Source organism: Mesorhizobium sp. M0954 (genome assembly GCF_040319155.1).
Classification (GTDB): Bacteria; Pseudomonadota; Alphaproteobacteria; order Rhizobiales; family Rhizobiaceae; genus Mesorhizobium.
In genome coordinates this window covers 1-10212 of record NZ_JAMYNR010000063.1, presented here as the reverse complement: position 1 = coordinate 10212, position 10212 = coordinate 1, and the positions used below count along the sequence as shown (strand labels likewise).

At 63.5% G+C, this 10212-nt stretch carries 11 protein-coding genes; 7 read left to right on the top strand and 4 right to left on the bottom strand.

Annotated elements, in window-relative coordinates:
* Positions 1–131: 131 nt before the first annotated feature.
* The gene (locus NKH93_RS33915; RefSeq protein WP_352923650.1) at positions 132–509 is read left to right on the top strand and encodes a DoxX family protein; all 378 of its coding nucleotides are present in this window, start codon (positions 132–134) and stop codon (positions 507–509) included.
* Positions 510–539: 30 nt separating this feature from the next.
* Here NKH93_RS33915 and NKH93_RS33910 read toward each other — a convergent pair whose 3' ends face one another.
* Both NKH93_RS33910 and NKH93_RS33905 read right to left on the bottom strand, forming a co-directional pair.
* Positions 540–1262, bottom strand: coding sequence for an SDR family oxidoreductase (locus NKH93_RS33910; RefSeq protein WP_352923653.1), 723 nt, complete (start codon positions 1260–1262; stop codon positions 540–542).
* A complete protein-coding gene (locus tag NKH93_RS33905; RefSeq protein WP_352923654.1) occupies positions 1259–2110 on the bottom strand; it encodes an SDR family NAD(P)-dependent oxidoreductase in 852 nt (283 codons plus the stop codon). The genes NKH93_RS33910 and NKH93_RS33905 overlap by 4 nt, the downstream gene beginning before the upstream one ends.
* A 105-nt stretch (positions 2111–2215) precedes the next feature.
* On the opposite strand from NKH93_RS33905, the gene NKH93_RS33900 reads away from it, so the two are divergent.
* Positions 2216–3088 carry a helix-turn-helix transcriptional regulator gene (locus NKH93_RS33900; protein WP_352750218.1) on the top strand — a complete coding sequence of 291 codons (873 nt, stop codon included), beginning with the start codon at positions 2216–2218 and terminating at the stop codon, positions 3086–3088.
* Between the two features lie 101 nt (positions 3089–3189).
* Here NKH93_RS33900 and NKH93_RS33895 read toward each other — a convergent pair whose 3' ends face one another.
* Complete coding sequence (locus tag NKH93_RS33895; protein WP_352503191.1) at positions 3190–3831, bottom strand: TetR family transcriptional regulator C-terminal domain-containing protein; 642 nt, start codon at positions 3829–3831, stop codon at positions 3190–3192.
* Positions 3832–4072: 241 nt separating this feature from the next.
* On the opposite strand from NKH93_RS33895, the gene aptA reads away from it, so the two are divergent.
* Genes aptA through NKH93_RS33875 form a run of 4 tightly spaced genes read left to right on the top strand, consistent with a single transcriptional unit; the run spans position 4073 to position 8589 of the window.
* The gene (gene aptA / locus NKH93_RS33890; RefSeq protein ID WP_352471500.1) at positions 4073–5401 is read left to right on the top strand and encodes an omega-aminotransferase AptA; all 1329 of its coding nucleotides are present in this window, start codon (positions 4073–4075) and stop codon (positions 5399–5401) included.
* A gap of 56 nt (positions 5402–5457) precedes the next feature.
* Positions 5458–6708 (top strand): Zn-dependent hydrolase, encoded by a 1251-nt coding sequence (locus tag NKH93_RS33885; RefSeq protein WP_352471503.1) that lies wholly within the window; start codon positions 5458–5460, stop codon positions 6706–6708.
* 58 nt (positions 6709–6766) lie between these two features.
* Positions 6767–8218 (top strand): dihydropyrimidinase, encoded by a 1452-nt coding sequence (gene hydA, locus NKH93_RS33880; RefSeq protein ID WP_352851542.1) that lies wholly within the window; start codon positions 6767–6769, stop codon positions 8216–8218.
* A 29-nt stretch (positions 8219–8247) separates the two neighbouring features.
* A complete protein-coding gene (locus NKH93_RS33875) occupies positions 8248–8589 on the top strand; it encodes a hypothetical protein (RefSeq protein ID WP_352471506.1) in 342 nt (113 codons plus the stop codon).
* Between the two features lie 35 nt (positions 8590–8624).
* On the opposite strand, the gene NKH93_RS33870 is transcribed toward NKH93_RS33875, so the two are convergent.
* A complete protein-coding gene (locus NKH93_RS33870) occupies positions 8625–9029 on the bottom strand; it encodes a cupin domain-containing protein (protein ID WP_023675871.1) in 405 nt (134 codons plus the stop codon).
* Between the two features lie 161 nt (positions 9030–9190).
* On the opposite strand from NKH93_RS33870, the gene NKH93_RS33865 reads away from it, so the two are divergent.
* On the top strand, positions 9191–9982 hold the full coding sequence (locus NKH93_RS33865) for an ABC transporter ATP-binding protein (RefSeq protein ID WP_352471507.1): 792 nt from the start codon (positions 9191–9193) through the stop codon (positions 9980–9982).
* Positions 9983–10212 lie beyond the last annotated feature (230 nt).

Below are 10212 nucleotides of genomic sequence, written 5' to 3'. Positions count from 1 at the left end.
AACCCCCGCCCCCGGTTTTGGGTTGCGTTTACTTCAACACACCCCCCCCCCGCCTGGGGGGCCGGTTTTGCCTCCCCCCCGGCGGGGGCCGTTGCGCCGCGCGCCTCTTTTCTGCCCAAGGACCCGACAGCATGTTTTCAAACTTTGATAGTGAGGTCCTATTCGCCGCCCGCCTGCTGCTTGGCGGCGCCTTTGTCTTTGCCGGCCTGCGCAACATTCAGAACGCGGCGTCGGTGAGCCAATTGATGACGACGCGCGGCGTGCCGCAGGCACGGCTGGTTCTTTGGCTGGGGATCGTCCTGCAGATCATTGCCGGAGCACTGGTGACCGCGGGCATTTGGACCGCTCCGGCGGCGGCATGCCTGATCCTGTTCCTGATCGTCGCCACGCCGATGTTCCATAACTTCTGGGACAATCAGGGCCCGGAGCGCGCGTCCCGCATCAATGGCTTTGTCGGCAACGTCGCGCTGGCCGGAGGATTTCTGGCGCTGATCGCGCAGTCGCTTTGACAACGACTGATGCCTCTTGGAGGCAGCCGCTCACGCCGCATACCGCAAGCCGCCATCACAGGTCAGGACCTGGCCGGTGACGAAGCTGTTCGAAACCAGGAACGCAATTGCCTCGGCGACGTCCTCGGCGCGGCCGATGCGGCCGACCGGCGTCTTGCCGGCATACTCGGCAAACACCGCATGGCGCTGTTCATCGGGCAGGAAATCCCACCACGGCGTGTCGATGACGCCCGGCGCCACGACATTGACGCGTAGCGGCTTCAGCTCCATTGCCAGGATCGGCACCACGGTCAGCAGCATGCCGTTGACGGCGGCGATGCCGGCGACACCCGGCGCCGACAATTGCGCCGACACCGCCGAGATGAAAGTCACCGAGCCGTTCTTGTTCAGCGTCGGCAAGGCGGCCTGCAGGCAGGAGAGCTGTGGCCGGACCTTCTCGTCGACGCCGCCGCCGATGTCGGTCAGGTCAAGCGTTTCGAACGCGCCGAGGCCCTTGCCGCCGCTGGCGGCCAGCACCAGGTGATCGAAAGGGCCGAGATCGTTGAAGAACCGGCGAACCTCGTCCGGCTTCGCGGCATCGAAGGCAGCTTTTCCGACAGCGCCGCCAAGGCTTTGCCATGCATTGTCGAGCCGTTCCCTGCTGCGCCCGGTGATAGTCACCTTCATCCCCGGGCCGAGCAGCTTTGTCGCGGTGGCGAGGCCGATGCCGGAGGAGCCACCGACGATCACGGCGTGCTGCGTTTTCTCGGTCATGAATTTTCTTTCTTCGATGTTGCGGAAGCGGGTGCGAGCCCGACAAGACCGAGGCTCAATTCACGCAACTGCTGCCTCGCCTTCGCGTCATAGGCTTGCGCATCGGCGCGGGATTCCCTTTGGCCGTCGAAATAGAGGCCGCTTCGCCCTTCCAGCGTGGGCGATGTGGCGAGATTGATGATGGCTTCGGCGCCGGTTTCGACCGAACTCCAGGGTGTGACGCCCGCCTGCCGCACCATCGTGGTGTTCATGTAGCTTGCCGGATGCAGGCTGTTGACCGTGACGCCGGTGCCGTTCAGCTGCTCCGCCAGGTCGATGGTGAACATGATCTGCGCCAGCTTGCTCTGGCAGTAGGCACGGACGCCGTCATAGGAGCGGGTCAGCATGACGTCGTCGAAGTCGATCGCCTGCTGGCCGGCCGAGGCGACGTTGACGATGCGCGACGGCGCGCTGGACTTGAGCAGCGGCAGCAGCTCCATGGTGAGCAGGAAGCCGGCGAGATAATTGACGGCAAAGCGCAACTCGTAGCCGTCGGCGCTAACCTGTCGTTTGGAGTTGGGGCCGGCTGTGCCGACGCCGGCATTGTTGATAAGGATATCGAGTCGCTTGGTCCTTGCGCGCACCGCCTCGGCGAGGCGGCGGACTTCCGCCAGGGAGGAGAGGTCGGCGACCAGCAGCTCGGCCTTGCCGCCGGCGGCTTCGATTTCGGCCACGGTCGCCTTGCCCCTAGTCGCGTCGCGGCCATGCACCAGGATACGGGCACCGCCGGCGCCGAGCCGTTGCGCGACGACGCGGCCGACGCCGTCAGTCGATCCTGTGATGAGGATTGTCCTATCTTTCAGTTCCATGTTCAGAGCCTCCATGTCATCGCTCTGAACGGAAAGATGGGGCACCGGCCACTTGCCAAACAGTTCAAACTTTATCCTGGTATCGATACTGCTATAATAGCACCGATGGATTCACCGACACACTCCGCCGAAGACAGCCGCCGCCGCGAGCTTGGCGCCTTTCTGCGCTCGCGGCGCGAAAGGCTGACGCCTTCGGCCACCGGCATTTCGACCGGCCTGCGCCGGCGCACGCCCGGGCTGCGGCGCGAGGAGGTGGCGATGATCGCCGGCGTCGGCACGACCTGGTACACCTGGCTGGAGCAGGGCCGCGACGTTCGGCCGTCGGTGGAAGTGCTGACGGCGCTCAGCCGGGCGCTGCGCCTGGACACGGCCGAGCAACGGCATCTGTTCATTCTTGCCGGCCGCCCGCAGCCGGAGCGTCGCGTCGACGCGCCGGAAAAAGTCGATAGCCCGTTGCTGCACATGCTGCAGAGCCTGGTCCTGCAGCCGGCCTATGTCCTTGGGCGGCGCTGGGACGTGCTGGCCTGGAATTCTGCCGCGGCAGCCGTGTTCGGCGACTATGGCCTGCTGGAGGGCGATGCCCGCAACATCGTCCATATGGTTTTCACCAGCCCGCAGCATCGGCGCCTGCTCGTTGATTGGGAGGAACTGGCACGTGCCGTGCTGGCGTCATTCCGGGCAGAAAGCGCCAGATATGTCGGCGATCCGGATTTCGAGCGGCTGATCGCGCTGATGACGCGCTCGAGCCCGGAGTTTCGCGCCTGGTGGCCGCTACGCGACGTGGCCCGTAACCTGTCGGGTGTAAAGCATGTCAGGCATCCGACAGCGGGTGCCATGGCGTTCGAGCATATGAGCCTGTCGATCGACGACGGCTCGGACATGAAGCTGATCGTCTACACGCCGCTCGCCGAGCAGAACTCGATCGCCAAGCTGCAGAAGCTGCTCGATGCGCTGCCGGCCGAGCGGCGCAGCGCGTGAGCCCAGCTTCGTCATCCTGGGGTCTGCGCTGCGTCGCTCCGCTCCTTGCTGCGCCCCAGGATGACGAAGCAATGGGGGAGGTTTGCGACAGCCGAGCTGCCTCAGCCCTTCGGCTTCAGCCCGTCGATGAACAGCTGCTCGAGAAACCTTGCGGCATCCTCGAAACGGCCGTCGCCGCCGCGATCGGGGCCGAGCACGGCGCGGACCTGCACGTCGAAATCGGCATAATGCTGCGTCGTCGCCCAGATCGAGAAGATCAGGTGCCAGGGGTCGGTGCGGGCAATCTTGCCGGCGCGCATCCAGCCCTTGATGACATTGGCCTTCTCGTCGACCAGCGTCTTCAACTCGCCTTCCAGCATCGGCATGATGCGCGGCGCGCCCTGCAGGATCTCGTTGGCGAACAGCCGGCTCTCGCGCGGGAAATCGCGTGCCATTTCGAGCTTGCGCCTGATATAGCTGCGCAGTTCGGTCAAGGGGTCGCCGATATCGTCGAGTTCGCGCAGCGGCGCCAGCCAGGTGTCGAGAAGCCGCTGCATCAGCGTCTTGTGGATGTCCTCCTTGCGGCGGAAATAATAGAGCAGGTTCGGCTTCGACATGCCGGCGGCTTCAGCGATCTGGTCGATTGTCGAGCCGCGAAAACCGTTGGTCGAGAAGACTTCGAGCGCCGCCTCGAGGATGAGCTCGCGCTTTTCCACCTGGATGCGGGTGCGGCGAGGAGCAGAGCTTTCGACCGCATCCGTCACCTCGAAAAACCTTCGCTGCGGGGAGTGTCTGGACCAATTCTCTGGACCAGTTTTTCTCCGCCCTGTGGAGCGCACTTCGAAAGCCGCATTTCCGCTAGTAATCCCTTGACCGCTGATAAGGCGGTGCTAACGTTTGTCCAACCGGTCAAAAATTTGCGTAGCACGAAAACGTCGCGAAGACCAAGTTGGAAAGACCAGGCGTTAGCCGCACCGAAACAGGTTACAAGGGGAAGTCTCGGTCATGTCCAACCGGCTGAAAGTCACGCCGAACGATCTCAGTGCATTCTGGATGCCGTTCACGGCAAACCGGCAGTTCAAGCAGGCGCCGCGCATGATGGTGTCGGCCAAGGACATGCATTACACGACCAGCGACGGGCGCAAGGTTCTCGACGGCACCGCCGGCCTGTGGTGCGTCAATGCCGGCCACTGCCGCCCGAAGATCACCGAGGCGATCCAGAGCCAGGCGGCCGAGCTCGACTATGCGCCGGCGTTCCAGATGGGCCATCCGATCGTGTTCGAGCTGGCGAACCGGCTGGTCGACATCGCGCCGAAGGGCATGGACCATGTGTTCTTCACGAATTCCGGCTCGGAATCGGTCGAGACCGCGCTGAAGATGGCGATCGCCTATCACCGCGCCAAAGGCGAGGGCTCGCGCACCCGTCTGATCGGCCGCGAACGCGGCTATCACGGCGTCAATTTCGGCGGCATCTCCGTCGGCGGCATTGTCACCAACCGCAAGATGTTCGGCACGCTGCTCGGCGGCGTCGATCACATGCCCCACACGCATCTGCCGGAAAAGAACTCTTTCACCAAGGGCGTGCCGGAGCATGGCGCGGAACTGGCGAACGAGCTGGAGCGCATCGTCGCCTTGCACGACGCCTCGACCATCGCCGCCGTCATCGTCGAGCCGGTTGCCGGTTCCACCGGCGTCATCCTGCCGCCGAAGGGCTATTTGCAGAAGCTTCGCGAGATCTGCACCAAGCACGGCATCTTGCTGATCTTCGACGAAGTCATCACCGGTTTCGGCCGTCTCGGTACGCCGTTTGCCGCCGACTATTTCGGCGTCACGCCGGATATCATGACCACGGCGAAGGGCGTCTCCAACGGCGTCATCCCGATGGGCGCGGTGTTCGTGAAGAAGGAAATCCACGACGCCTTCATGACCGGCCCCGAGCACATGATCGAGTTCTTCCACGGCTACACCTATTCGGGCAATCCGATCGCCTGCGCGGCAGCGCTGGGCACGCTTGACACCTACAAGGAAGAAGGGCTGCTGACGCGCGGCGAGGAACTGGCGCCGTACTGGGAGGACGCGCTGCACTCGCTGAAGGGCGAGCCGAACGTCATCGATATCAGAAACATCGGCCTGATCGGCGCGATCGAGCTGGCGCCGATCGCCGGCCAGCCAACGAAGCGGGCCTTCTCGGCTTTCGTCAAGGCGTTCGAGCGCGGTGCATTGATCCGCACCACCGGCGACATCATCGCGCTGTCGCCACCGCTGATCATCACCAAGGGCCAGATCAACGAATTGATCGACCACGTGCGCGAAGTGCTGAGGGCGGTGGATTGAACCAGGTGCAGCTTTCCCTCCCCCTCGACGCCGCGCAACCAATGAGGTTTTAGAATATGGCCGCCCCCGGCGAGAATCTGCGGATCAATTCAGACCGTTTGTGGGATTCGATAATGGAGATGGCGAAGATCGGCCCCGGCATTGCCGGCGGCAATAATCGCCAGACTGTTACTGACGAGGACGGCGAAGGGCGGCATCTGTTCAAGCGCTGGTGCGATGAGGCGGGGCTCGAAATGGGCGTCGACGAGATGGGTACGATGTTTGCCCGTCGCGAAGGCACCGACCCCAGCCTGCCGCCGGTCTATGTCGGCAGCCATCTCGACACCCAGCCGACCGGCGGCAAGTATGACGGCGTGCTCGGCGTGCTCGGCGGCCTGGAGGTCGTGCGCTCGCTCAACGATCTCGGCATCAAGACCAAGCATCCGATCGTCGTCACCAACTGGACCAACGAGGAAGGCGCCCGCTTTGCGCCGGCGATGATGGCGTCCGGGGTATTCGCCGGCGTGCTCGACCAGGCCGACGTCTATTCACATGTCGACAAGGACGGCAAGAAATTCGGCGAGGAGCTCGAACGGATCGGCTGGAAGGGCACCGAGAAAGTCGGTGAGCGCAAGATCCACGCCTTCTTCGAATTGCATATCGAGCAGGGCCCGATCCTCGAGGACGAGGGCATCGACATCGGTGTCGTCACCCACGGCCAGGGACTGAAATGGCTGCAGGTGACGCTGACCGGCAAGGAGGCGCATACCGGCTCGACGCCGATGCCGAAGCGGCGCAATGCCGGGCTCGGCATGGCGCGGGTGATCGAATTGGTGCACGAGATCGCCATGGACTACCAACCCGACGCCGTCGGCGCGGTCGGCCATATGGAGGTCTATCCGAACTCGCGTAACATCATTGCCGGGCGCACCGTCTTCACTATCGACATCCGCTCGCCGGAAAAGGAGGTGCTGGACGCCATGGACGGCCGCATCCGCGACGGCATCGACACAATTTGCGACGCGCTCGACATCAAATATCAAATCGATCAGGTCGGCCATTTCGATCCGGTCACTTTCGACGCGGGCTGCGTCAAGGCTGTGCGGGATGCGGCGGAGCGCCTGGGATATACGCATCGCAACATCGTCTCGGGCGCCGGCCATGACGCCTGCTGGATCAACCGCGTCGCACCCACCGCAATGGTGATGTGCCCCTGTGTCGACGGGCTCAGCCACAACGAGGCCGAGGAAATCACCAAGGAATGGGCAGCGGCCGGCGCCGACGTGCTGTTCCATGCGGTGGTGGACACGGCGGGGATTGTGGGGTGATGGGATAGCCTCGCAACGCCGCTCACAAGAAGCGCGAAGAGAATAAGGGAACAAGAAAATGTCCAAAGTCATCAAGAATGGCACCATCGTCACCGCCGACCGGACGTGGAAGGCCGATGTGCTGTTCAAGCACGGCAAGATCATCGGCATCGGCTCGGATTTGCATGGCGACCATGAGTTCGACGCCAGCGGCTGCTATGTGATGCCGGGCGGCATCGACCCGCATACCCATCTCGAAATGCCGTTCATGGGCACCTATTCGGCCGACGACTTCGAATCCGGTACCCGCGCGGCCCTTGCCGGCGGCACGACCATGGTCGTCGATTTCTGCCTGCCGGCGCCGCAGCAATCACTGCTCGAGGCCCTGCAGATGTGGGACAACAAGACCTCGAAGGCGTCCTGCGACTATTCCTTCCACATGGCGATCACCTGGTGGGGCAAGCAGGTGTTCGACGAGATGGCCACCGTCGTCGACAGGGGCATTACCTCGTTCAAGCATTTCATGGCCTACAAGGGCGCGCTGATGGTCGATGACGACGAGCTCTATTCGTCGTTCCAGCGCTGTGCCGATCTTGGCGCGCTGCCGCTGGTCCATGCCGAGAATGGCGACGTGGTCGCGGCGCTGTCGCAGAAGCTGCTGGCGGCGGGCAACAGCGGCCCGGAGGGGCACGCCTATTCGCGCCCGCCTGAAGTCGAAGGCGAGGCGACCAACCGCGCCATCATGATCGCCGACATGGCCGGCGTGCCGCTCTACGTCGTGCATGTCTCCTGCGAGCAGGCGCACGAAGCCATCCGCCGGGCGCGCCAGAAAGGCATGCGGGTATTCGGCGAGCCGCTGATCCAGCACCTGACGCTGGACGAGAGCGAATATTTCAACAAGGACTGGGACCATGCGGCGCGCCGGGTGATGAGCCCGCCCTTCCGCAACAAACTGCACCAGGATTCGCTGTGGGCCGGCCTGCAGGCCGGGTCGCTGCAAGTGGTGGCGACCGACCATTGTGCCTTCACCACCAAACAGAAGCGCAACGGCGTCGGCGACTTCACCAAGATCCCGAACGGCACGGGCGGGCTCGAGGATCGTTTGCCGGTGCTGTGGACGACCGGCGTCAACACCGGCCGGCTGACGATGAACGAGTTCGTCGCGGTGACCTCGACCAACATCGCCAAGATCCTCAACATGTATCCGAAGAAGGGCGCCATCGTCGAAGGCGCGGACGCCGACATCATCGTCTGGGACCCGAAGCGCAAGAAGAAGATCACGGCCAAGAAGCAGCAGTCGGTGATCGACTACAATGTCTTCGAAGGTTTTGAGGTAACCGGCCTGCCGCGCTTCGTCTTCTCGCGCGGCGAACTGTCGATCGAGGAAAACGAGGTCAAGGCGAAGCCCGGCCATGGCGAGTTCGTCGCTCGCGAGCCGAACGCGGCGGTCAACCGGGCGCTGTCGACGTGGAAGGAAATTTCCGCGCCGCGCAAGGTGGAACGGACGGGCATTCCGGCGACGGGCGTTTGAGCTTGGCGAGCCACGGAGCGATTATCTCAATGGCCGCAGTGATCCTTGGCGCCGGGCCGGCGGCGGCTGACGTCCTTGCCGGCTCCTTTGGCAATGAGGTCGGTTGCGCTGGTGTACGGCTCGGTTATCAGGACAGCGACGATTATGTCGTGCTGACCGCCGACGGCGTCGAAACCTATGGCAGCGGCTGCCAGTTCGCACAGCGACTGACGACGGCGCCTGGCACCCTGTTGTTGAGCTCCACCTGTTTCGCCGAGGGCGAGAAGGGCACGACCACGGATGTCGTCAAGGTCATCAACAGAGGAGGGGACGGTTTCTTCGTGACCATTCCCGGCCTTGAGGAGATCGGGCCGCTGAAATCATGTTCGTGACGGTGCCGATGACGACCGCCGCCTCGATGCCGGCGTCAGGCGACCAACCCATCCAGTTCCGGCAGCAGGACGACGCTTTCCTGTTCGTTGGGATCGGTTCGGGCAATGACCGCCGAGGCGGGGCCGTCGCTCAGATTGGCCGGCAGATGCGGCACGCCGGGGGGAATATAGAAAAGATCGCCGGCCTTGACCACGATATGCTGTTCGAGCCGGTCGCCATACCAGGTATGGACTTCGCCGGAGAGCACATAGATCGCGGTTTCATGGTTTTCGTGCATATGCGCCTTGGCGCGGGCACCCGGCGGCATGGTCAGCAGATGCATGCAGATGCCGGACGAGCCGACTGTTTCGGCGGCGATACCGGCGAAATAACTCAGGCCCTGCTTGCCTTCATAAGAGCTTTCAGGGCGGATAAGATGGCAAGTCGGTTTGGGCGACATCGGGGCAACTCCGGGCGTCTATCTGATGGGACAAGGGCGCGTGGAACTGGGGCGCATAGAACTGGGGCGAGTAGGACTGGGCGAGTGGAAAGCAACATCTGGGTAAAATCAATGGGATTCCGGCCGGCGCCGCAGTGGCCGGAAGCGACAGGCTACGGCCGATGACGGGAGTATCCCCAGCCGTTGTTTCGGCAAGCAAGCTTGGCCTGACCTTCCAGACCAATGATGGTCCGGTACAGGCGCTGTCGAATGTCGACCTGACGATCGGCAAGGGGGAATTCGTGTCCTTCATCGGGCCCTCCGGCTGCGGCAAGACGACCTTGCTGCGCGTCATCGCCGATCTGGAGAAGCCGACATCGGGAGCCATCTCCGTCAACGGCATGACGCCCGAGCAGGCGCGCCAGAGCCGCGCCTATGGCTATGTCTTCCAGGCGGCCGCACTTTATCCGTGGCGCACCATCCAGCGCAATGTGGCACTGCCGCTGGAGATCATGGGCCTGTCCAGAGCGGAGCAGGCGGCGCGCATCAAGCGAACCCTCGACCTTGTCAATCTCAGCGGCTTCGAGAAGAAATACCCCTGGCAGCTTTCGGGCGGCATGCAGCAGCGCGCCTCGATCGCGCGGGCGCTCGCCTTCGACGCCGACCTTTTGTTGATGGACGAGCCGTTCGGCGCGCTGGACGAGATCGTGCGCGATCACCTCAACGAACAGCTGCTGGAGCTTTGGGAGCGCACCAACAAGACTATCTGCTTCGTCACCCATTCGATCCCCGAGGCGGTCTATCTGTCGACGCGCATCATCGTCATGTCGCCGCGCCCGGGGCGTGTCAGCGACGTCATAGAATCGACGCTGCCGAAAAAGCGACCGCTCGATATCCGCGAGACGCCGGAGTTCCTGGCCATCGCGGCACGCGTGCGCGACGGGCTGAGGGCAGGGCACAGCTATGATGATTGAGCGGGATGAACTCCCTCCTCTCCCCGTTGGGGCTAGCGGGGCCCCCCATGCCTTCGTCATCCTAGGGCGGAGCAGCCGCGAAGCGGCCTGCGCAGACCCTAGGATCCATATGTGGACGGCGCCCTGTCTGCAACGGTTGTTTTGCGTCGTTTTCGATCGCTTGCGTCCATATGTCCGGCCTTTGAGCACGGTCCTTGCGGCCGCTGGCCAAGGTGGGGTTCGCGACGCCC

Excerpts from the sequence above, each read along its gene's own strand:
- NKH93_RS33915 (WP_352923650.1), top strand. The coding sequence starts at position 132 with ATGTTTTCAAACTTTGATAGTGAGGTCCTATTCGCCGCCCGCCTGCTG.
- NKH93_RS33910 (WP_352923653.1), bottom strand. The coding sequence starts at position 1,262 with ATGACCGAGAAAACGCAGCACGCCGTGATCGTCGGTGGCTCCTCCGGC.
- NKH93_RS33905 (WP_352923654.1), bottom strand. The coding sequence starts at position 2,110 with ATGGAACTGAAAGATAGGACAATCCTCATCACAGGATCGACTGACGGC.
- NKH93_RS33900 (WP_352750218.1), top strand. The coding sequence starts at position 2,216 with ATGGATTCACCGACACACTCCGCCGAAGACAGCCGCCGCCGCGAGCTT.
- aptA (WP_352471500.1), top strand. The coding sequence starts at position 4,073 with ATGTCCAACCGGCTGAAAGTCACGCCGAACGATCTCAGTGCATTCTGG.
- NKH93_RS33885 (WP_352471503.1), top strand. The coding sequence starts at position 5,458 with ATGGCCGCCCCCGGCGAGAATCTGCGGATCAATTCAGACCGTTTGTGG.
- hydA (WP_352851542.1), top strand. The coding sequence starts at position 6,767 with ATGTCCAAAGTCATCAAGAATGGCACCATCGTCACCGCCGACCGGACG.
- NKH93_RS33875 (WP_352471506.1), top strand. The coding sequence starts at position 8,248 with ATGGCCGCAGTGATCCTTGGCGCCGGGCCGGCGGCGGCTGACGTCCTT.
- NKH93_RS33870 (WP_023675871.1), bottom strand. The coding sequence starts at position 9,029 with ATGTCGCCCAAACCGACTTGCCATCTTATCCGCCCTGAAAGCTCTTAT.
- NKH93_RS33865 (WP_352471507.1), top strand. The coding sequence starts at position 9,191 with ATGACGGGAGTATCCCCAGCCGTTGTTTCGGCAAGCAAGCTTGGCCTG.